19 protein-coding genes are annotated in these 20,927 nt (G+C 69.7%); 10 read left to right on the top strand and 9 right to left on the bottom strand.

Going from position 1 to position 20,927, the window contains the following annotated elements:
* Positions 1-41 precede the first annotated feature (41 nt).
* Genes AB0P18_RS10580 through AB0P18_RS10570 form a run of 3 tightly spaced genes read left to right on the top strand, consistent with a single transcriptional unit; the run spans position 42 to position 2,205 of the window.
* Complete coding sequence (locus tag AB0P18_RS10580) at positions 42-410, top strand: YrdB family protein (protein WP_344052184.1); 369 nt, start codon at positions 42-44, stop codon at positions 408-410.
* The gene (locus tag AB0P18_RS10575) at positions 407-1,807 is read left to right on the top strand and encodes an FAD-linked oxidase C-terminal domain-containing protein (RefSeq protein ID WP_363359977.1); all 1,401 of its coding nucleotides are present in this window, start codon (positions 407-409) and stop codon (positions 1,805-1,807) included. The genes AB0P18_RS10580 and AB0P18_RS10575 overlap by 4 nt, the downstream gene beginning before the upstream one ends.
* A complete protein-coding gene (locus AB0P18_RS10570; RefSeq protein ID WP_344052180.1) occupies positions 1,804-2,205 on the top strand; it encodes an NUDIX domain-containing protein in 402 nt (133 codons plus the stop codon). The genes AB0P18_RS10575 and AB0P18_RS10570 overlap by 4 nt, the downstream gene beginning before the upstream one ends.
* A 10-nt stretch (positions 2,206-2,215) precedes the next feature.
* On the opposite strand, the gene AB0P18_RS10565 is transcribed toward AB0P18_RS10570, so the two are convergent.
* From AB0P18_RS10565 to AB0P18_RS10535, 7 genes are all read right to left on the bottom strand, one after another.
* On the bottom strand, positions 2,216-2,851 hold the full coding sequence (locus AB0P18_RS10565; RefSeq protein ID WP_363359976.1) for a hypothetical protein: 636 nt from the start codon (positions 2,849-2,851) through the stop codon (positions 2,216-2,218).
* A gap of 22 nt (positions 2,852-2,873) precedes the next feature.
* Positions 2,874-3,653, bottom strand: coding sequence for a glucosamine-6-phosphate deaminase (nagB, locus tag AB0P18_RS10560; RefSeq protein ID WP_363359975.1), 780 nt, complete (start codon positions 3,651-3,653; stop codon positions 2,874-2,876).
* Entirely contained in the window at positions 3,646-4,572 is a 927-nt protein-coding gene (locus AB0P18_RS10555; protein ID WP_344052175.1) for an ROK family protein, read from the bottom strand. Before AB0P18_RS10555 ends, nagB begins: the two co-directional genes overlap by 8 nt.
* A 43-nt stretch (positions 4,573-4,615) precedes the next feature.
* Complete coding sequence (locus AB0P18_RS10550; RefSeq protein ID WP_344052172.1) at positions 4,616-5,587, bottom strand: carbohydrate ABC transporter permease; 972 nt, start codon at positions 5,585-5,587, stop codon at positions 4,616-4,618.
* Positions 5,584-6,552 (bottom strand): sugar ABC transporter permease, encoded by a 969-nt coding sequence (locus tag AB0P18_RS10545; RefSeq protein WP_344052170.1) that lies wholly within the window; start codon positions 6,550-6,552, stop codon positions 5,584-5,586. The genes AB0P18_RS10550 and AB0P18_RS10545 overlap by 4 nt, the downstream gene beginning before the upstream one ends.
* Before the next feature lie 99 nt (positions 6,553-6,651).
* Positions 6,652-7,938, bottom strand: a complete 1,287-nt coding sequence (locus AB0P18_RS10540; protein WP_344052168.1) for an extracellular solute-binding protein — start codon at positions 7,936-7,938, stop codon at positions 6,652-6,654.
* 77 nt (positions 7,939-8,015) lie between these two features.
* On the bottom strand, positions 8,016-9,203 hold the full coding sequence (locus AB0P18_RS10535; protein WP_363359974.1) for an ROK family transcriptional regulator: 1,188 nt from the start codon (positions 9,201-9,203) through the stop codon (positions 8,016-8,018).
* Between the two features lie 196 nt (positions 9,204-9,399).
* On the opposite strand from AB0P18_RS10535, the gene AB0P18_RS10530 reads away from it, so the two are divergent.
* Positions 9,400-10,875 (top strand): L,D-transpeptidase family protein, encoded by a 1,476-nt coding sequence (locus AB0P18_RS10530; protein ID WP_363359973.1) that lies wholly within the window; start codon positions 9,400-9,402, stop codon positions 10,873-10,875.
* Positions 10,876-10,894: 19 nt separating this feature from the next.
* On the opposite strand, the gene AB0P18_RS10525 is transcribed toward AB0P18_RS10530, so the two are convergent.
* Both AB0P18_RS10525 and AB0P18_RS10520 read right to left on the bottom strand, forming a co-directional pair.
* A complete protein-coding gene (locus AB0P18_RS10525) occupies positions 10,895-11,860 on the bottom strand; it encodes an acetylxylan esterase (RefSeq protein ID WP_363359972.1) in 966 nt (321 codons plus the stop codon).
* 8 nt (positions 11,861-11,868) lie between these two features.
* A complete protein-coding gene (locus AB0P18_RS10520) occupies positions 11,869-12,891 on the bottom strand; it encodes a LacI family DNA-binding transcriptional regulator (RefSeq protein WP_344052160.1) in 1,023 nt (340 codons plus the stop codon).
* A 294-nt stretch (positions 12,892-13,185) separates the two neighbouring features.
* Here AB0P18_RS10520 and AB0P18_RS10515 point away from each other — a divergent pair, with 294 nt between their 5' ends.
* The 6 genes from AB0P18_RS10515 (at position 13,186) to AB0P18_RS10490 (ending at position 20,832) form a co-directional block, all read left to right on the top strand.
* Entirely contained in the window at positions 13,186-14,502 is a 1,317-nt protein-coding gene (locus tag AB0P18_RS10515; RefSeq protein WP_363359971.1) for an ABC transporter substrate-binding protein, read from the top strand.
* 67 nt (positions 14,503-14,569) lie between these two features.
* Positions 14,570-15,598 carry a sugar ABC transporter permease gene (locus AB0P18_RS10510; RefSeq protein ID WP_363359970.1) on the top strand — a complete coding sequence of 343 codons (1,029 nt, stop codon included), beginning with the start codon at positions 14,570-14,572 and terminating at the stop codon, positions 15,596-15,598.
* Positions 15,595-16,506 (top strand): carbohydrate ABC transporter permease, encoded by a 912-nt coding sequence (locus AB0P18_RS10505; RefSeq protein ID WP_363359969.1) that lies wholly within the window; start codon positions 15,595-15,597, stop codon positions 16,504-16,506. Before AB0P18_RS10510 ends, AB0P18_RS10505 begins: the two co-directional genes overlap by 4 nt.
* Positions 16,503-18,935: a glycoside hydrolase family 2 protein gene (locus tag AB0P18_RS10500; protein ID WP_363359968.1), complete on the top strand. Its 2,433-nt coding sequence runs from the start codon at positions 16,503-16,505 to the stop codon at positions 18,933-18,935. The genes AB0P18_RS10505 and AB0P18_RS10500 overlap by 4 nt, the downstream gene beginning before the upstream one ends.
* Positions 18,932-19,900 (top strand): 1,4-beta-xylanase, encoded by a 969-nt coding sequence (locus AB0P18_RS10495; protein ID WP_363359967.1) that lies wholly within the window; start codon positions 18,932-18,934, stop codon positions 19,898-19,900. Before AB0P18_RS10500 ends, AB0P18_RS10495 begins: the two co-directional genes overlap by 4 nt.
* On the top strand, positions 19,897-20,832 hold the full coding sequence (locus tag AB0P18_RS10490) for a BadF/BadG/BcrA/BcrD ATPase family protein (RefSeq protein WP_363359966.1): 936 nt from the start codon (positions 19,897-19,899) through the stop codon (positions 20,830-20,832). Before AB0P18_RS10495 ends, AB0P18_RS10490 begins: the two co-directional genes overlap by 4 nt.
* The last annotated feature ends 95 nt before the right edge of the window (positions 20,833-20,927 follow it).

Below are 20,927 nucleotides of genomic sequence, written 5' to 3'. Positions count from 1 at the left end.
CGGCACGGCGCGGGGACCCTGGGCGGCGATAGAATCGTGGGATGCCGAACGACGTGCCCCTGCAGCCCGGCATGCGCGCGCCCCTGTCCGGCGTGGACATCCTCGCGTTCGTGTGCGAGATCTTCGCGTTCGTGACCCTCGCGATCTGGGGCTTCGCGATGTGGCCGTTCCCATGGAACGTCGTCGTCGGCATCGGTGCGCCGGTCGCGGCGATCCTCGTCTGGGCCCTGTTCGTGTCGCCGCGGGCCGTCCTGGACGTCCACCCGTTCGTGCGCGCCGCAGTCGAACTGCTCGTGTACGTCTCTGCCACGGCGGCATGGTGGAGCATGGGCCTCACCTGGGTGGGCCTCGGATTCGCCGTCGTCGCGGTGGTCGCCGGCGTCCTGGCCGGTCGTCGCCGGCTCGCGTGAACACGCCGCCGGCGTCCACGGACGTCCTCGCGCAACTGCGCGCCGTCCTCGGCGACCGCGTGGACACCGATCACTCCGCGCTGCAGGGCGCGCGCGCCGACAAGTCCGGGCATGCCGCGGCGGGCATGCCCCTCGCGCTCGTGCGCGCGACATCCGTCTCCGACGTCCAGGAGACGCTGCGCATCGCCTCGGCCACCGGCACACCGGTCGTCACCCGCGGTGCGGGGACCGGTCTCGCCGGCGGAGCGAACGCGGGTACCGGCGAGATCGCCCTCTCCGTGCGCGGGATGGACCGGATCCTCGAAGTGCGTCCCGACGATCTGCTCGCGGTCGTCGAACCGGGCATCATCAACGCCGACCTCAACGCAGCCCTCGCCGAACACGGCCTCTGGTGGGCTCCGGATCCGGCGAGCCGCGCGATCTCGACCGTCGGCGGCAACATCGCCACCGGCGCCGGCGGCCTGCTGTGCGCGAAGTACGGGGTCGTCCGCGACGCGGTTCTGGGCGTCGACCTCGTGCTCGCCGACGGGCGCCTCCTGAGCCTCGGGCACCGCACCGTGAAGGGTGTCACCGGACTCGACCTCACTTCTCTCGTGATCGGCTCGGAGGGCACACTCGGCGTCGTCGTCGGGGCGACCCTCAAGCTCCGGCGACTCATTCCCGGTGAGGTATGCACGATCGCCGCGACGTTCCCGGACGTGCGGGCGGCAGCCGAAGCGTCCGCCGCCGTCACGGCGTCCGGCGCGCAGCCCTCGATCATGGAGTTGATGGATGCCGCATCCCTCTCCGCCGTGCACGCTCTGCTTCAGCTCGAACCGCCCACGCCGGGTGCGGCTCAGCTGACGATCCAGACCGACGGTCCGGTCGCAGCCGGGGAGGCGGACGCGATCGCCGCGGTCCTGGGCGCTGCCGGGGGCACGGTCGCCGTGTCCCATGACCGCGCCGAGGGCGAGCGTCTGCTCGCGATCCGCCGCGCGATGCATCCGGCGATGGAGACGCTCGGCACGGCCCTCATCGAAGACGTCTCCGTGCCGCGCAGCGCCCTGCCCGCGATGTTCGACGAGATCGCCCGCGTCGAGCGCGAGCACGGACTCGTGATCCCGACCGTCGCCCACGCGGGCGACGGCAACCTGCACCCGAACTTCATCTTCGATGCGACTCCCGATGAGAACGGCGTGATCGAGGCACCCGAGTACGTCTGGGCGGCGGCCGACGATCTGTTCCGGGCTGCCCTGCGCCTCGGCGGCACCCTCACCGGCGAGCACGGCATCGGTGTCCTCAAGAAGCGCTGGCTCGCCGACGAGCTCGGAGACGCCCAGTGGGAGTTGCAGCGCGACATCACGCGCGTGTTCGACCCGGCCGGCATCCTGAACCCCGGCAAGGTCTTCACCCGGTGACCGACGCGCGGATCTTCGTCAGCGCCGCCGTGATCACGGATGCCGACGGCCGGGTGCTCGTCGTGCGCAAGCGCGGGACGAGCGTGTTCATGCAGCCCGGCGGCAAACCGGAGGCCGGCGAGAGCGCGGCCGAGGCGCTCGCCCGCGAGCTGCACGAGGAGGTCGGGCTCGTGGTGTCCGCCGCAGCGCTCGAGCCGCTCGGCACGTTCGAGTCCGCTGCCGCCAACGAGCCCGGGCACCGGGTGGTCGCGGCGGCCTTCCGGACGACGGCGAACCCCGGCGACCTCGCACCCCGGGCCGAGATCGAGGAACTGCGCTGGATCACCCGGGCGGACATCGGACACCTGCCGCTGGCGCCGCTGAGCCTGGATCACCTGCTCGCGTTCGCCTGGGACTGATCCCGGAGACTCAGCTGCCCGGATAGACCTGCACCGCGGTCGGGCGGCTTCGTGCGAGCAGCACCGCACAGAGGCCGAGACCCAGCGGCACCGCGACCGCGATGAGCTGACCGAGCCCGACCATCGGCGCCGCCATCCCCTGCACGTCCGCTCCCGGACTCGCGGCGACCGCCTGCAGGATCAGCTGCGGAGCGATCGCCGCGCCGAGCGCCCAGAGCGGCGCCCAGCGCCATGGGTGCGGCACGACCCCCGCCCGGGCGATGAGCACGACCGCGACGATCGCGGCGGCGAGCGGCACGAGGAGCGAGACGTACCCCCAGACCTGATAGCTCTCGAGCGAGTCCATCGTCGGCGGGACGAGTGCGTACACGACGGCGTCCACGAGGGGCCAGAGGGCGAGGAGCACGAGCGCGGACACCCCGAGCGGTCGGCGGTCCACGACGCTCCCCCGCCCGCGGATGCCGACCGCGAAGACGACGAGAGCCGCCGAGAACGCGAGCGTGCGCGCCCACGACACGGGCGTGAACAGCGCGGTGAACATCAGTGCCGGTTCGACGACGCTGAGCCCCGCGCACACGAGCAGCAGGATGCCGCCGATCGTCCAGGCCTGACGCGGACCGGTGCGGGCGGGAGCGGCATCCGTCATGCTCCCACTCTATGCACGCGCTCTAGAGGCCTTGCCAGGCGGGCTTGTTCTCGAACGCGAACCGGTAGTAGTCGTACAGGCGCAGATCGGAGGCGGCGGCCTCGTCGAGGATCACCGTGGCGTGCGGATGCAGCTGGATCGCGGATGCCGGGACGAAGGCGCTCAGCGGCCCCTCGACGGCAGCGGCCACCGCCGCCGCCTTGCCGGCGCCGAAGGCGAGCAGCACGAGGTGCCGGGCGCGCAGGATCGTGCCGAGGCCCTGCGTGATGCAGTGCCGTGGGACGTCCTGGATGCCGTCGAAGAAGCGTGCATTGTCCTGGCGGGTCTGCGCGGTGAGGGTCTTCACGCGCGTCCGGGACGCGAAGGAGGAGCCGGGTTCGTTGAACCCGATGTGCCCGTCCGTGCCGATGCCGAGGAGCTGCAGGTCGATGCCGCCGGCGTCTTCGATCGCCGCTTCGTAGTCCTCGCCGGCGTGCTCGATGCCCGACGCGGCTCCGTTCGGCACGGCGATCCGCGCGGGGTCGAGCCCCAGCGGCTCGACGACCTCCCGCGTGATGACCGACCGGTAGCTCTCGGGATGCGCCGGGTCGAGCCCGACGTACTCGTCGAGCGCGAAACCGCGCACGCGGGAGACGTCGACGTCGGCGAGCCGCACCGGTAGCGCCTCGTACACCGGAACGGGGGTGGATCCGGTGGCGAGACCCAGCACGGCGTCCGGGTTGCCGCGGATCAGGCGGGCGATCTCGTCGGCGACGAGCGCGCCGGCGGTCGCCGGATCGGGGACGATCACGATTTCAGCCACGGGCGAGCGCCTCCTCGGGCGCGCCGACGAGCGCGGCGCCGAGCGCCGCGGCCGGGGAGCCGAGCGGAAGCATCTCGACGCGCTCGGAGAGCCGCAGTGAGCGCATGAAGGCCGATGCGTCGGCGCTCGCCGCGAGTTCGGCCGACACGTCCTCGCGCAGTCGCTCCCCGAGAGCCGTGATGCCTCCGCCGAGCACGACCGTGTCGACGTCCGCCGTGAGGACGAGGACGCGGACGGCCGCGGCCACGCCTCGCGCCAGCCCGACCCTCAGCTCGCGGGCCTGCGCGTCGCCGCGATCCGCGGCGTCGAACACGTCGCGCACCGGCAGCGCGCCGGGTCTCCCCCAGCGCTCGGCGATCGCTCCACCGCCGGCGAGCGCCTCGATGCAGCCGTGCTGCCCGCACCGGCAGAGCGGCCCTGCCGGATCGATCGAGATGTGCCCGACCTCGCCGGCCGTTCCACGCGCGCCGCGCCACAGCCCGCCACCGGCGACGATGCCGGCGGCGATGCCGGTGCCGAGGTTGAGGTAGGCCATCGAGCCGGGGGTCGCCGAGAGCGCGAACGCGCCGTACGCCGCGGCCTTCACGTCGTTCTCCACGCTCACGGGCACCGCGAGCAGCGGCGCGAGGGCCTCGGCGAGGTCGAGCTCGTCCACCCCGAGGTTGACGGCGTGGACGACGCGGCCCGTGCCCGGCTCGACCTGGCCCGGGATGCCGATCCCGATGCAGCGCATCGGACCGGCGTCCGCGCTCGAGGCGGCGACCTCAGCCTCGAGCGAGCGGACCGCGGCCACGGCGGACCGCACGACGGCCTCGGGGCCCCAGCCGGTCGGGCGACGCACGCGCGCCAGGATGGCGCCGGCGGAGTCCACGGCGACGGCATCCGTCTTCGTTCCCCCGATGTCCAGCCCGACCCTCATCGGCCGACCTCCTCGCGGAGGGCGGCGGTCTCCCGCACGCGCATCAGCCCTTGACCGCCCCGGCCACCAGGCCCCCGGTCATGCGTCCCTGGACGATGAGGAAGAAGATGATGACCGGCAGGGCGATGAGGGTGGAGCCCGCCATCACCGCTCCCCAGTTGACCGAGCCGCCCACCGACGAGGACTGGAAGGCGTTGAGCCACGGCATGAGGGTCAGGTTGTAGCCCTTCATCAGCAGCAGCGCCATCGTGAACTCGTTCCACGCCTGGATGAAGGCGAAGATGCCCGTCGCGACGAGCCCCGGGGCCAGGAGCGGGAAGGTGACCTTCCAGAAGGCCTGAGACTTGGTGCACCCGTCGATCATGGCCGCCTCCTCGAGGTCGGCGGGGACCCCCGCGACGAAGCCGCGCAGCGTCCAGATCGTGAAGGGGATCACCGCGGCCAGGTACACGATGCCGAGCCCGAGGAGGGTGTTCATCAGACGCCAGTCGTCGATCATCCCGTAGATCGTGAACATCATGGCCTCGCCCGGGATCATCTGGACCACGAGCACCGAGACGATGAACACGCGGCGGCCCCGGAAGCGGAAGCGGGCGACCGCGACGGAGGCGAGGAACGCGAACAGCAGGGTCGCGATCAGCACGCCGAACGTGACGGTCATCGTGGCGCCCAGCGCGTGGGGGAAATCGGTCTGACCGGGGGCGGCCTCGCGGTTCCACGCGGTCAGGTAGTTGCCGAACGTGAAGTCCAGCGGCAGGAAGCTGGGCGTGCGGCTGATGATCTTGTCGTTCGGGGTGAACGAGAGGTTCACCATCCAGTAGACCGGGAACACCGAGAGCGCGAACACGATCGCCGCGGCGATGTTCAGGAGGGTCCTCGTCGCGACCTTGCGCGGGGAGGGGCGTCGGGCCTGGATCGACCGGCGCCGCGGCGTGCGCGGCTCGCCGCCCTCGCCGAGGACCTCCTCCACGCCGATCGTGCCGAGCTGGGTGCTCGCGTTGATCTGGGTGCTCACAGCTCCTCCTCCTTGAGCGTGCTGCGGACGTACCCCCACGAGAGCGTGAGCAGCAGGATGACCATGACGACGCCGATCGCGGCCGTCGCGCCGAATTCGCCGACGCCCTGCCGGAACAGGTACGTGCCGAGGACGTTCGTCTCGGCGGCGATGCCGCCGCGGCTCTGCAGGGCGTACACCTGCGTGAAGATGCGCAGGTTCCAGATGATCTGCAGGACCAGGACGACCGTGAGAACACTGCGCAGATAAGGGAACACGACGAATCCGAAGCGCTTCAGGCCGGTCGCGCCGTCGAGGGATGCCGCCTCGAGGACTTCGCCCGGCACCTGACCGAGCGCCGCGTACGTGGTGAACGCGACGAACGGGACGGACTGCCAGACGATGATGATCGTCAGCACGAAGAAGAACGACCAGGGGTTGAGCAGCCAGGAGTGATTCGTCCAATCCGACGTACCCGTGACCGCGTTCAAGGCCCAGTTGACGACGCCGTACTGCGTGTCGAAGATCCAGCCCCAGACGACGGTCGCGGTCAGGGGCGGCATCGCCCACGCGAGGAGCAGGCCGACGGAGACCACGATGCGCCAGGCGCGGCCCAGCCGCGTCATCAGAACGGCGACCAGGATGCCGAACAGCATGTTCAGGAACGTGAGGACGACCATGAGGCCGAGGCTGCGCATGAGCACGGCCGGGAAGTCCGATTCCGAGAACAGCGCGATGTAGTTCTCGAACCACACGACGTTCGGGGTCGTGCCGAGCACCTTGTTCTTCACGGTGTAGTCCGTGAAGGACTGGATGACCATGAGGACGGCGGGGTACGCGACCATGACGCCGAGGATGATCAGCGACGGCCCGAGCAGCACCCACGCGCCGCGTGCTTCGCGGCGGGCTCGTACTCGTTCGCGTGAGACGGGCGGACGCCCGGCGGCGGTCGCCTTCGACCGTTCCGCGGTGGCGGTCTCGCTCATGTCGTCTCCTCTCCAGGGAAGATGATGGGCAATCGGCGGATGCCGACGGCGGGCAGGCCGGAGGGGTCCAGGCAGTGCACCTGGACCCCTCCAGGTGTACTACTTGTTGAGGATCGCCTCGATGGCGGTGTCGAGCTCTTCGGCGATCGCCTTCACGTCACCACCCTGCGCGATCTTCACCAGTGCGTCGGGGATGATCTGCGCGGCTTCGACCTCGGCCCACTTCGGGCTCGTCGGGGTGAACTTCGAGTTCGCGAGCGCCTCGGCCTGCGCCTTGGCGATCGGGGTGTCGGGCAGGTACTGCGCCGCCGACTTGATGCCCGGGGTCAGCCCCTGCTCGGCGAGGAGCTTCTGGTAGCCCTCCGAGAGCATGATCTCGAGCGCGGCCTTGGCCTTCTCCGGTGAGTCGGACTTCGTCGCGACGGCGACGTTCGAGCCGCCCGCGAAGATCGGCGCGGTCTCACCGGCCTTCATGCCGGGCAGCGCGAAGGCGCCGAGGTCGGACCCGTACGTGTCGGGGCAGCCCTCCGAGACCTCTTCGCCCGCGGCCTCATCGCCCCAAGGCCAGTCGCCCGTGATGTTGCCGGCCGCCCACGCAGGGCTGGAGAGGAAGCCGACCTCCCCGGCGCAGAAGTCGATGTTGCCGAGACGCTCGTTGCCGTCCACGGGTGCGACCGACGCGTTCAGGTAAACGTCCTGCAGCTGCTCGAGGCCCGCCAGGCTCTCCTTGCTGGAGAACTGCGCGTCCCACGTGTCACCGTCCTGGACGGCGATCTCGCCGCCGTGCGCCCAGACGTAGGGCAGCGCGTTGTACCAGTCCTTGCCCGGCGCGTAGATGCCCGAGACGGTGTCCGTCTTCAGCGCGATGCCCTGGGCGACGTACTCGTCGAGTGTGGTCGGCAGCGTGTCACCGACGATCTGCGGGGTGTAGAAGACGATGCGCCCGCCCGCGTAGTACGGAGCGGCGTAGAGTGCACCATCGTAGGTGCCGGCATCCACCAGACCCGACAGCAGGTCATCGCCGCCGATCTTGTCCTGGATGTCGGAGATGTCCAGGAACAGCCCCGCGTCGGCGAAGCCGAGCGCCTGGGTGTTGCCCACCTCGACGACGTCGGGCGAGTCGTTGGAGGACAGCGCCGCAGTGTACGTGTCCGAGACGTCCGCCCAGGTCTTCTCCTCGACAGTGAGGGTCCACCCGTCGTTCTCGGACTCGAACGTCTCCTTGAGGTAGTCGCGCGCCGTCTGGGGCGTGTCGGCGCCGACGAGCCACACCGTCAGGTCGCCGGTCGCCGCCTCGCTGGGCGCGCTCCCGCTGCCACCGGCGCAGCCGGCGAGGACGACGGCCGAAGCGCCGACGAGCGCGAGGGCTCCGAGCTTGTGGTTCATGTGTCTTCCTTCGTGTTCTTCTTGGTGTTTCGGTGGGCCGGGTGGCCCATCCGGGGGGTTGCGATCGCCGACCGAGCTCAGGAGACCCCGAGCTGACCGGACAGGACCATGACGGCCGCTCCGCGCAGGACGATGTCCTGGCCTTGCTCCGTCATCCGCACGCGGACGCCGTCGTGGAACTCGGCGAGCGTCCGTGCGCGGAGGGTCTCGACGGTCGCCTGGGCGAGGGGTCCATCGAGAAGTTCAGGGGGGCCGGAGAGCACGATCTCCGAGACGTCCAGCACGCCGACGATCGGCGCGAGGGCGATGCCGAGACGCTCGCCCGCGTCGCGCAGGATGCCCTCGCGGGCGTCGTCGGATGCCGCACCGAGTCGCTCGGTCAGCGCCGGCACGGCGAGCCACGCCTCGAGGCATCCGACTTTTCCGCACACGCACACCGGGCCACCGTCCGTGCCGACCGTGACATGGCCGATCTCGCCCGCGGCGAAGTGCGCACCGCGCATGGGCTGCCCGGAGGCGAGCAGACCCGAGCCGACACCGCGGCCGACCTTGACCAGCAGGACGTCGTCCCCGGCGCCGCCGAAGGTGTACTCGGCGAGGACGGCGGCGTTCGCGTCGTTCGCGACGAGGACGGGCACCTCCAGGGCGCGGGCGAGCGCGCCCTGGAGGTCGAAGCCGGCCCACCGCAGATTGGGGGCGGTGAGAATCACGCCGTGGTCGTCGATGACTCCGGGGGTGCCGACGCCGACCCCGAGCACCGGGGCGTCCGCGTCGGCGACGAGATCACGGGCGAGCTGGACGACGCCGCCGACGACGTCGCCGTCGGTCGCGATCGGGACCTCGCGGCGCGCGACGATCTCCCCGTCGAAGGTCAGGACCGCCCCGATGAACGAGTCGGCGCCGGACAGGTCGATGCCGACGATGCGGTGGCCGGCGCGGTCGAGGTCGACCAGGATCGCGGGCTTGCCGGGGCCCGAGGCTTCGCGCACTCCCATCTCGGCGACGAAGCCGTCGGCGATGAGCTCGGCGATCAGGTCCGAGATCGTGACGCGCGTGAGTCCGGTCTCGCGGCTGAGGTCGGCACGGCTCATGGCTCCCTGATGGAAGAGCGTCTGCAGCAGGAGCGAGCGGTTGTGCCCGCGCGCATGCTCGGGCAGGACCTTGCCGCCGTGCCGGAGAGCCCGCCCGGCGCCGAAGGCGCGCGCGTTGGCGGCGGGCTGCTGCTCGAGAAGGGACGAGCTGCGGTGCGCTTCCGTGGAGGACATGTTTGTTAGTACACCTTACGAACATTCTCGACGCAAGCCTTCGGGCGAATTTGCTCAGGGTGTTTACAAAACCGTTACCTGCCGAGGTCGCGAAGAATCGCCCTGCCTGCATGGAGCGTGATGCATCCGTTGCCTGGTACGGTTCCGCTCTCCCGTACCATGAGAGAACACGTGTTCACAGCCGGGGGGTGATGGCATGACAGATCTGGTGACCAGACCGGACGCCGATACGGCGCCTGTCGAGGCGTCCGATTCACAGTCGACCGCTCCTCTGGACGGCGGCGGAGAGACTCCCCCGCTCGCATGGGCGCCCGCCGAGCCTGCGCCGCGCAAACGGCGTCTCGGCCTGTGGATCGGCATCCCGGCGGCGATCGCCGCCGTCGCTCTCGTGGCGTCGTCGCTCGTGCTGATCGCGCCCGGAACCACCGTCGCCGGCGTCCCGGTCGGGGGCATGACCCCGGGTGCGGCGGCGGATGCTCTGCAGCAGCGACTCGCGGAGACGACGGTCGTGCTCGCGGGCGCCGACGGTGAGCCCGAGGTCACCGGCGCCGAGCTGGGTGCGAGCCTGGACGCGAAGGCACTCGCCGACCGCGCGTTCGGCGAGCACCCGATGTGGAACGTGACCTCCTGGTTCAGCGATCCGAACAGCGCGGCCGTCTCGATCGACGCCGTGGCGGCGACCGCGGCCCTCAGCGCGGCGGCACCCGAGCTTTTCACCGAACCGTCCGACGCGACGATCGCCTTCGACGCGGCGACGGCGAGCTTCGTCGCGACGCCCGCCGTGCCGGGCACCGGCGTCGACGTGGAGAGCGTGCGCCTCGCTCTGCAGAAGGCTCTCGCCGACGGGCAGACGCGTGTCGAGATCGACGCCACCCCGGTGGAGGTTCCGGCCCTGCACACCACCGCGACCGCCGACGAGAGCATCGCGAAGCTCAACGGCATGCTGGACGCGGCCGGCTTCTACGTCGGGGCCGAGCGGACCGTGCCGGTGGATCGCGCCGTGGCCGCCTCGTGGCTGTCGGTCGAACCGATCGACGACGGCACATTCGAGATCACTGCGGACGCCGCGGCGATCCAGCCCGTGGTGGACGAATTGGCGCCGCTGGTGAACCGCGGCGCGGAGGACGGCAAAGTGATCACGGACTCCTCGGGAGACGTGCTGCGCGAGATCGCCCCGGGCATCTCCGGCCGCGAGCTCGGCGACACGTCCTCGGTCGCCTCGGATTTCGCCGCACAGCTCGCGGACGGCAACGCCGCTTTCGCCCTGCCGGTGACCGAAGTCGCGCCCGTCATCACGACACTCGCCCGCCGCATCGACGTCAACCTCAGCGAGCAGCGGGCCTACCTGTACGAGAACAATCAGGTCGTGCAGTCCTGGTACATCTCCTCCGGCGCCGAGGGTTTCAGCTCCAGCACCGGGAACTTCCGCATCCGGGCGAAGCTCGAGTCGCAGAACATGGGCAATCGCGATCTGACGAAGGCCCCGTACTACTTCACGCCCGACGTGCCGTGGGTCATGTACTACAACGGCGACGAGGCTCTGCACGGCGCGTACTGGCACAACAATTTCGGCAATGTGATGAGCCACGGCTGCATCAACATGCCGGTGGATGCCGCCGCCTACGTCTTCGAGTGGGCACCGATGGGCACCGAGGTCTCCGTCCACTACTGAGCGGGCGACACCGCGCCGATCAGACGCGTGCGCCGAGGAACGCCGCCTGGGCGAGCCACTGATACGTCGTGCCGCCCTCGTGCTCGTTGAACGGATACACCTGGATCTGCTTCTCGCCCGCATATCGGTTGTAGGTCGCGTACACGGTCGACGGCGGGCAGATCGGGTCCAGGAGTCCCACCGAGAACAGACCGGGCGCCGTCGCGCGCGTGGCGAAGTTCGCCCCGTCGAAGTACGAAAGCGTCTCGAACACGCGCCGCTCCGCGCCGCGGTGGATGGACAGGTACCGGACGATCTCCTGGTACGGATCGCGATCGGTCAGTCCGACGGCGCGCTCGAAGTGGCACAGGAACGGCACGTCCGGCATCGCGGCGACGAGGCCGTCGCTGAGCCCGGCGGCCGCGAGGGTGATGCCGCCGCCCTGGCTGCCTCCGCAGACCGCCACGCGGTCGGCATCCACCCGATCGAGAGTGCGGACGGCGTCGATCGCGCGCACCGCGTCGGTGTAGACGCGGCGGTAGTAGTAGTCGGCGGGGCTCTCGATGCCGCGGGTCATGAAGCCGCTGAAGGACGGACCGGTGCCGTGCGGGTCGGGGGTGTCGCCACCGGTCCCCCAGGCGGAGCCCTGCCCGCGAGTGTCCATGAAGAGGTGCGCATAGCCGGACGAAACCCAGCCGAGCCGCTCGACCGGCAGCCCTCGGCCTCCGCCGTAGCCGTTGAACTCGACGACCGTCGGGAGGGGTCCCGCAGAGCCCGCAGGAAGCAGCAGCCATGCCTTGATCGGGTCTCCACCGAACCCCGGGAAGGTGACATCGAAGACGTCGGCGCTCGTGAGCGGCGTCGCAACGGGCTCGACCCGGACCGGCTCGTCGTGCGCGCGCGCGTCGGCGAGCGTCTCGCGCCAGAAGTCGTCGAAATCCGCGGGCTCGGAGATCTCGGGCGCATAGGTCTCGAGCTCGGCCGGGGAAAGGTCGAAACGGGGCATGGGACTCCTCAGGGTGACGGTGCGGGCAGTGGACGCTCACCGCTGCCGCGTTCGATGATCCAGGTGGGCAACTGCAGCTGCCGGGTGAACCCGGACGGATCTCCGATGCGATCGATCGCGGCCAGCGCCGCCTGACGCCCGAGCTCGTAAGGGTCGTAGCTGATGACGCTCACCCCGATGACGTCGGCGGTGTCGAAGTCGTCGAAGCCGATCAGGGCGATGCGGGCGCCGGGATCCTGATCGCGCAGCACCCGCAGGGCGCCGATCGTCATTCGGTTGTTTCCCGTGATGACCGCGGTCGGCGCCGACTCGCGCGCGAGCAGTTCGCCGACGACCCGCTCGGGCGGAATCGACAGGTCGTCTTCGAGGCGCTCCCACGGCGAGCTGTCGTGGATTCCGTACACGGCGAGCGCGTCACGATAACCGCGCAGGCGCTCGGACTGGCTGTAGACGGATGCCGGATTGCAGACGTAGCCGATCCGGCGGTGCCCGCGCTCGAGGAGGCGGGTCGTGGCCTCGAACACGCCTCGGTGGTTCTCCAGCACGATCGAGTCGGCCACGAGGTTGCGGGCCGGACGGTCGATCGCGATCACGGGCGTACCCAGCTGCCGTTCCCCTTCGAGGTAGGACTGGTCTTCGGCCACCGGAATGAGCAGCAGCGCACCGATCCGCTGCGCGAGGAGCGCATCGGCGACACGCTCCTCGCCCTCAGGGGTGTCGTCGGTCGTCGCGACGACGAGCGCGTGACCGTGGGCCGCCAGCTCCTTCTCGATGCCGGCGGCGACCTTGTAGTAGAACGGGTTGCCGAGCTCGCCCATGATGAACCCGATCGTGTTCGTCCCGCCGCCGCGGCGCAGACCGCGAGCGAGCGAATTGGGTCGGAAGCGCAGTCGCTTGGCCGCCGCGAGCACGCGCTCGACGGTGTCCGGAGCGACGAGCTCGCGGGACGCGAAGACACGCGAAACGGTCTTCGAGCTGACGCCGGCGAGCCGTGCGACGTCCTCGAGCGTCGCCCGCTGCTGCACCGTCACCTGCTGACCCTTCGTCGGATGAGCGTCAGCCTAGCACCGCCAGGGGCCGATGACCACGATGGACATTCCACGGACATTCATGCGAGTGCTGATCTCCCGACCATTGCTTAATACCAGATCAGAAGCTGTTTATTGACCAGCAATGCGGAAAGGACAAGGAAAGACAACGCTGACATTGGGTGCTTGTGAAGCAAGTGACGATGTGCCTAGGGTGGCCCCGCGACCAACTCCGCGCGACGACGCCGCGGCACCCGCACCTTCAGTTCACAGCTGAACCTGACAAGGAGAGATCACATGGCCATCAAGAAACTGGCGGGCTTCGCACTGCTCGCCGTCACCGCCGTCGCGGTGAGCGCGTGCGCGGGCGGATCCGGCGCGAGCGATGCCGACAACACGATCGACGGCGAGGTCAAGGGCGACGTCGTCTTCGTGACCTGGCGCACCGATCTCGTCCAGGACGGCACGTTCGACAAGTACGCCGAGGAGTTCCACGCGAAGTACCCCGACGCGAACGTCACGTTCGAGGGCATCACCGACTACGAGGGCGAGCTGAAGACGCGCTTGTCGACGAAGAACTATGGCGATGTGCTCGGCATCCCGAACAGCGTGCAGCCCGACCAGTTCGCCGATTTCTTCGAGCCGCTGGGCAAGACGGCCGACCTTCAGGCGGACTACCGCTTCCTCGCGGCGAAGAGCTACGAGGACACGCAGTACGGCCTGGCCCTCGGCGGGAACGCGAACGGCATCGTCTACAACACCGCGGTCTTCGAGGAGGCCGGTGTCACCACTCCCCCGACCACGGAGGAAGAGTGGCTCGCGGCGATGAAGAAGGTCCAGGACAACACCGACGCGATACCGCTCTACACGAACTACAAGGACGGCTGGCCGCTGAGCCAGTGGTCCGGCAACATCGGCGCCGTCACGGGCGATCCCGACGCCATGAACGCGATGGCCACGGAGGACGCGCCGTGGACCGATGGCGAGGACATCTTCGCGATCGACTCCCTGATCTACGACACCGTCGAGGCCGGCTACACCGAGGCCGATCCGCTCACCACGAACTGGGAGCAGTCCAAGGTCGACTTCGCGACCGGGAAGATCGCCACGATGGCGCTCGGCTCGTGGGCCATCTCGCAGCTGCAGGCCGCGGCGTCCGACAACGGCGAGGACCCCTCGGTCGTCGGCTACATGACCTTCCCCGCGGTCGCGGACGGCACGCAGTTCGCGATGGTCGGCGGCGACTACAACCTCGGCATCAACAAGAACTCCTCGGTCAAGGCGGCCGCGAAGGCCTGGATCGACTTCCTGATCGAGGACTCCGGCTTCACGCAGGACCAGGGCATGGTCTCCTCCCTGCTGGCCGAGCCGCTTCCGGAGAACCTCACCGGTCTCTCGGATGCCGGCGTCGAGCTCATCGAGCTGAACGCCGCGCCGACCGGCCAGGAGGCGCTGTTCACGAACATCGCCGACACCGCGCAGATCGACGTGTGGGGCAACCTCTACCGCCAGAAGCTCATCGACATCGCCCGCGGCGCCGCGGACGGCGACAAGCAGTCGTACTTCGACGAGCTGAACACCCGCTGGGCCGAAGCCCGCGCCGAGGTGGGCTGACCCCCGACACCGTCGCACCGGCCGGGGCGCGCAGCGTCCCGGCCGGTGCCCGTCGAACGGACGCACCATGTCTTTCTCCACCGCCGGCCCCACCGGCACCGGGGCCCCCGGCCCCCTCGTCACCGTCACCCCCGACGAACTCGACCTCGACGAGATCACCGACTCCGATCGCCCCCGTCGCCGCCGGCGTCGCAAGCGCCCGGCGGGCGCCGCCGGTGCCCCCGCCGGGCGTGGATTCCTCGGCCAGCTGACCCCATACCTCTTCATCGCGGCCGCGGTCGGGCTCCTGCTCCTGCTGACGTACCTCCCGGCCGCGAACATGCTCTGGTATTCCGTCACCGACTGGGACGGACTGGATCTCGACAAGAACTTCATCGGACTCGAGAACTACACGGACGTCTTCACGAACCCGCAGATCTTCGGGGTCTTCTTCGTCTCGCTGTACTACTTCGCGGGCGCCTTCGTGCAGATGGCGATCGCCCTGTACTTCGCCGCCCTGTTGTCCAGCTCGACCCGTTTCTCCAACTTCTTCCGCGGTGTGCTGTTCTTCCCGTACCTGATCAACGGCGTCGCGATCGGGTTCGTCTTCCTCTACCTCTTCCAGCCCGGCGGGTCGCTGGACACCGTGCTGAGCTGGTTCGGTCTCACTGACCCGCCGCAGTGGCTCGGCGATCCGAACATCGCCAATTTCTCGCTCGCCGGAACGAGCGTGTGGCGGTACACCGGCATGAACTTCGTGCTGTTCCTCGGCGCGATGCAGTCCATCCCGTCCGAGTTCTACGAAGCGGCCGAGATCGACGGAGCGAGCAAGTGGCAGCAGTTCTGGGCGCTGACCTTCCCCGGCATCCGCCGCATCATCGGACTGACGTTCATCCTCGCCGTCGCGGGCAGTCTGTCGGTGTTCGAGATCCCCTTCATCATGACCGGCGGCGCCAACGGCACCTCCACATTCGTGATCCAGACCCTGCAGACCGCGTTCAACTTCCGCCAGGTGGGGCTCGCTTCCGCGATGGCCGTCGTGCTCCTGCTCATCGTCCTGCTGGTCACCTGGGTCCAGCGCAAACTCTTCCCCGACGAGAAGGTCGACCTGTCATGACCGCCGTGCACACGCCGCCGGACAACCGGAGCGGATTCACCCTCGGACCGCCGCGCCGCCGCCGCGATGCCAGCGATGCGGTCATTGCGACCCGTCGCGTTGCGGGGACCACGACGAAGTACGTCTCCCTCGTGATCGGCGTCCTGTTCACGCTCATCCCGCTGAGCGTCGTGTTCATCGCGAGCTTCAAGACGCCGCAGGAGTTCGGGCAGACCGGGCCCTTCGCGCCCCCGTCGAACTGGTTCAACCTCGAGAACTACGTGACCGCCTTCGAGAAGGGCGGCATGGTCGAGGGATTCATCAACACCACGATCGTGCTGGTGTTCTCCCTCGTCGGCACGATCGCGATCGGCACGATGGCCGCATACGCGCTGGATCGCTTCTCGTTCCGCGGCAAGAAGCTCATCGTCGCGCTGTTCCTGATCGCCACGCTCATCCCCGGGGTCACGAGCCAGGTGGCGACGTTCCAGATCATCAACGGACTGGGGCTCTACGACAACATGGCGGCCCTCGTGCTGCTGTTCATGGGCACCGACATCATCTCGATCTACATCTTCATCCAGTTCATGCAGTCCATCCCGGTCTCCCTCGACGAGGCCGCGATGATCGACGGCGCGAACCGGTGGACGATCTACTGGCGGGTCATCCTGCCGCTGCTCAAGCCCGCGATCGCGACGGTCGTCATCATCAAGGGAATCGCCATCTACAACGAGTTCTACATGCCCTTCCTCTATCTGCCTTCGCACGAGATGATCTCCACATCGCTGTTCCGCTTCAAGGGACCCTTCGGTGCTCACTGGGAGATCATCGCGGCGGGCACGATCCTGGTGATCATCCCCACGCTCGTCGCGTTCGTCGCGCTGCAGCGCTTCATCTACCGGGGCCTGACCGCGGGAGCCGTCAAGTGACCCGGGCACGTGCGCTGCACGACGGGTGGACCCTGCACGCCGCCGGCGGCCCCGTGCCCGCAGGCCTCGAGATCGACGGGGTTCCCGCGCAGGTCCCGGGATGCGTGCACACCGACCTGCTGACGGCCGGCCTGATCCCCGATCCGTACCACGGCGTGAACGAGGCGCTCCTGGCGTGGATCGGCCTCGTGGACTGGACCTACCGCGCGACGTTCGCCTGGGCGCCCGATGGCGAACAGCGGCATGACCTCGTCTTCGACGGCGTCGACACCGTGGCCACGATCATCCTGAACGGCCAGGTGCTCGGCGAGGTGGCGAACCAGCACCGCTCCTACCGGTACGACGTGCGGACGGTCCTGCGCGAGGGCGCGAACGAACTCGAGGTGCGCTTCCGCGCCCCCGTCCCGTACGCCAACGCCGAGTCGCTGCGTCTGGGCGCTCGCCCGCGGCCCTACCCCCTCCCCTACGAGGCGATCCGCAAATCGGCCTGCAACTTCGGCTGGGACTGGGGCATCGCGACGTTCACGAGCGGGCTGTGGCGCGGAGTGCGACTCGAGTCGTGGTCCGTCGCGCGGCTCGCCGAGGTGCGCGTGAGCGCTGCACCCGAGGGCGACGGCGGACGCGTCACCGTCGACGCCCGCCTCGAACGCGCAGCGGATGCCGCCCTCTCGGTCGCCGTGTCGGCCGCAGGCGCCGAGGCGGCGGCATCCGTCGACGGCGACAGCGTGCAGGTCGTGCTCGACCTCGCGGACGTGGAGCGCTGGTGGCCGGTGGGATACGGCGCGCAGCCGCTCACCGACATCACGGTGACCCTGTCCGGCGGCGACGGCGAACTCGACCGCAGCGACAAGCGGGTCGGCTTCCGCACCGTCCGGTGGGACACGACGCCCGACGAGACGGGCACGCCCTTCACGCTCGTCGTCAACGACGTCCCGGTGTTCGTGAAGGGCGCGAACTGGATCCCGGACGACGCCCTCCCGGTGCGCGTGGACCGCGCGCGCTACGAGCGGCGCCTGCGTCAGGCGGTCGATGCGAACCTCAACCTCATCCGGGTGTGGGGCGGCGGCATCTACGAGTCCGACGACTTCTACGAGCTGTGCGACGAGCTCGGCCTGCTCGCGTGGCAGGACTTCCTGTTCGCGTGCGCGGCCTATCCCGAGGAGGAGCCCCTCCGCTCGGAGATCGCAGCGGAGGCCGGGGAGAACATCGTGCGGCTGGCCGCGCACCCCTCCCTCGTGCTCCTCACGGGCAACAACGAGAACCTGTGGGGCTTCGAGGACTGGGGATGGAAGGCGCGCCTGGACGGGCGGACGTGGGGCGCGTACTACTACTACGAGCTCTTCCCCGCGCTGATCACCGAGCTCGCCCCGCACGTGCCGTACGCGCCGGGCAGCCCGTTCAGCCCCGGCGGCGAGCACCCGAACGATGAGCAGCACGGGTCGATGCACCTGTGGGAGCAGTGGAACCGGCAGGACTGGATCACCTATCGCGACCACACCCCGCGCTTCGTCGCGGAGTTCGGCTGGCAGGGTCCGCCCACGTGGTCGACGCTCACCTCGTCGCTGGACGACGACCCGCTCACCCCCGAGTCGCCGGGCATGATCGTGCATCAGAAGGCCATGGAGGGCAACGTCAAGCTCACGAACGGCCTCCTCCCCCACTATCGCGTCCCCGACGACATGGAGACGTGGCACTGGGCGATGCAGCTGAATCAGGCGAACGCCGTATCGGCGGCGCTGGACCACTTCCGCACCCACGCCCCGCACACGATGGGGGCGATCGTCTGGCAGCTGAACGACTGCTGGCCGGTCACCTCGTGGGCCGCCATCGACGGCGAAGAACGGCCGAAGCCGCTCTTCTACGCACTGCGGAATGCGTTCGCGCCGCGGAGCGTCGTGATCCAGCCGCGGGATGCCGGGCTCGCCGTGATCGTCACGAACGAACGGCCCGACGCCTGGTCCGGTGAGGTGCGGATCGCCCGCCGCTCCTACGCCGGGGACGTGCTCGCCCAGAGCCTGATCGCGGTGGACGTGGCCGCGCGCGGACGCGTCGAGGTTCCGGTGCCGGCGGATACCGCCGCCCCCGGCGACACGACGTCCGAGCTGGTCACCGCCGAGCTCGACGGCGTTCGCGGGGTGTGGTTCTTCGGCGAGCCGCGCGATTCCGCCCTCGAGGCTCCCCGTGTGTCCGTCGAGGTCCGCGAGCATCCGGAGGGAGCGGAGATCACCCTGACCGCCGGCAACCTGGTGCGCGACCTCACGCTGCTGGTCGACAAGGTCGCGCCGGACGCCGTCGCGGCAGAGGGACTCGTCACGCTCCTCCCGGGCGAGCAGACCACGATCCTCGTCCGGGGCCTGCACCCTCAGCAGGCGCCCGCCGTGTCCCACCCGAGCGTCCTGCGCTCCGCCAACCAGCTGGTGGTGCGATGACGACGCTGATCGAACGTCTCGGCGAGCCCGTCTGCGGCATGACGTGGGGCTGGGTCGGCACGCGCGGGACGTGGGCGACGCCGGCGGCTTCGGACTCGATGGCCCGCATGGCCGAGCACGCGGTCACGTGGACGGCGATCGCGTACGCGGCCGAACAGGCGACTGCGTTCTCGACCGACATCCCGTTCGACCGGGAGCCGACCGTGACCGACGACGAGATCGTCTGGGCGATCCGCCAGGCCAAGAGCCTGGGCATGAAGGTCGTGCTCAAGCCCGTCGTGAACTGCGCGGACGGCACGTGGCGCGCGCACATCGGCTTCTTCGACTGGGACGTTCCGAACGAGCCGAGCTGGTCGGACTGGTTCGCCTCGTATCGGACGTTCATCCTGCACGCGGCACGCCTCGCGCAGGCCGAAGGATGCGAAATGCTCTGCATCGGGTGCGAGATGGTGCGCGCCGACAGCCAGGAGGCGCACTGGCGCAGGCTCATCGCGGACGTGCGCGAGGTCTACGACGGGCTCGTGACCTACAACTGCGACAAGTACCAGGAGGATCACGTCACCTGGTGGGACGCCGTGGACGTGATCTCCTCGAGCGGCTACTACCCGATCACGAAGTGGAAGCAGCAGCTGGACCGGATCGAGCGCGTGGTCGCGGCATCCGCGAAGCCGTTCTTCTTCATGGAGGCCGGGTGCCCCAGCCGGACCGGATCGCCCGATCTGCCGAACGACTGGGCGTTGCCCGGAGAGCCGTCGGGCGCGGAGCAGCTGCGCTATTACGAGGCGATGCTGCAGGCGTGTCGTGCCCGGCCTTGGGTCGGCGGACTCATGCTCTGGGACTGGCCGGCGGATCTGTACGACGCCGCCGAGGCGGCGGAGAATGACGACTACTGCCCGTACGGCAAGCCCGCAGGCGACTATCTCCGCGGCGCGTACACCGCGTGGGCCGAGGAGACGAAGCGATGAGCACCAGCGAGCCGGTCGTCCTGGCGATCGACGCCGGACAGACGGCGATCAAGGTGCGGGTCGAACGGCCGGCGACGGCGCCGGTGGACCGGCTGTTCCCGGGCATCCGCACGCACGAGCCGCTGCTGCCGCAGCTCGCCGACGTCGCGCGGGCGGTCGCCGCGGAGCAGCACCTCACCGTCGACGTCGTCACGGCCGGCGTCTCCGGGCTGACGCGGCACGAGTCCGACGCCTCGGGCCTGCACCGCATGCTCGGACTCCCTGCGGACGTGCGGCGGGTCATCCTCGCGCACGACTCGGTCACGTCGTTCCTCGGGGCCCTCGGCGAGGGGACGGGAGCCGTCGTCGCCGCGGGCACCGGCGTCGTCACGCTCGGCGTCGGGCGCACGCGGGTGGCGCGCGTCGACGGCTGGGGGAACATCATGGGCGATGCCGGCAGCGGGTACTGGATCGGCCGCGAGGCGCTGGACGCCGTCATGCGCGCGCACGACGGCCGCGGCGAGCGCACGGCGCTGACGGGACTCGTGACGCAGCAATGGCCCGACCTGGAGAGCGCCTACATCGAACTGCAGGCGGCGGAGGACCGGGTCTTCATCGTGGCGTCGCTTGCGCGCGGCGTGGCGGAGCTCGCCGCGACCGACGCGGTCGCCGCGCAGATCTGCCTCCGCGCCGCTCGCGAGCTGTCGGTCTCGGCGACATCGGCCCTCCGACGCGTGGCCGAAGCCGACGATGTCGACCCGCCCGCGGTGTGCGCGATCGGAGGGGTCTTCCGTGCGGACGTGATCCGCGAGCGCTTCGGCGAACTCGTGCGCGAGGCGTTCCCGACGGTGCGTCTGGAACCGAGCCACGGCTCGGGTATCGACGGCGCTGCGGCGCTCGCCCATCTGAGCCCGTCGCACGCGCTGCTGTCGTACGTGTCGACGTCCGGCTAGGGGCCAGGCCCGATGCGGGAGGGCGACGGATGCCGCGGCACCCTCACGATCGCGAGCCAGAACTCGGTCGGCATCCGCGATATGGGCGTCGCGAC

Source organism: Microbacterium sp. NPDC064584, assembly GCF_040687315.1.
Classification (GTDB): Bacteria; Actinomycetota; Actinomycetes; order Actinomycetales; family Microbacteriaceae; genus Microbacterium; species Microbacterium lacus.
Note: the sequence above shows the minus strand (reverse complement) of the source record. Positions and strands in the feature narration are given on the sequence as shown.

Bases quoted from the DNA above. Each gene is read 5' to 3' on its own strand.
- AB0P18_RS10580 (WP_344052184.1), top strand. From the start codon at position 42: ATGCCGAACGACGTGCCCCTGCAGCCCGGCATGCGCGCGCCCCTGTCC.
- AB0P18_RS10565 (WP_363359976.1), bottom strand. From the start codon at position 2,851: ATGACGGATGCCGCTCCCGCCCGCACCGGTCCGCGTCAGGCCTGGACG.
- AB0P18_RS10555 (WP_344052175.1), bottom strand. From the start codon at position 4,572: ATGAGGGTCGGGCTGGACATCGGGGGAACGAAGACGGATGCCGTCGCC.
- AB0P18_RS10545 (WP_344052170.1), bottom strand. From the start codon at position 6,552: ATGAGCGAGACCGCCACCGCGGAACGGTCGAAGGCGACCGCCGCCGGG.
- AB0P18_RS10540 (WP_344052168.1), bottom strand. From the start codon at position 7,938: ATGAACCACAAGCTCGGAGCCCTCGCGCTCGTCGGCGCTTCGGCCGTC.
- AB0P18_RS10535 (WP_363359974.1), bottom strand. From the start codon at position 9,203: ATGTCCTCCACGGAAGCGCACCGCAGCTCGTCCCTTCTCGAGCAGCAG.
- AB0P18_RS10530 (WP_363359973.1), top strand. From the start codon at position 9,400: ATGACAGATCTGGTGACCAGACCGGACGCCGATACGGCGCCTGTCGAG.
- AB0P18_RS10525 (WP_363359972.1), bottom strand. From the start codon at position 11,860: ATGCCCCGTTTCGACCTTTCCCCGGCCGAGCTCGAGACCTATGCGCCC.
- AB0P18_RS10515 (WP_363359971.1), top strand. From the start codon at position 13,186: ATGGCCATCAAGAAACTGGCGGGCTTCGCACTGCTCGCCGTCACCGCC.
- AB0P18_RS10510 (WP_363359970.1), top strand. From the start codon at position 14,570: ATGTCTTTCTCCACCGCCGGCCCCACCGGCACCGGGGCCCCCGGCCCC.
- AB0P18_RS10505 (WP_363359969.1), top strand. From the start codon at position 15,595: ATGACCGCCGTGCACACGCCGCCGGACAACCGGAGCGGATTCACCCTC.
- AB0P18_RS10495 (WP_363359967.1), top strand. From the start codon at position 18,932: ATGACGACGCTGATCGAACGTCTCGGCGAGCCCGTCTGCGGCATGACG.
- AB0P18_RS10490 (WP_363359966.1), top strand. From the start codon at position 19,897: ATGAGCACCAGCGAGCCGGTCGTCCTGGCGATCGACGCCGGACAGACG.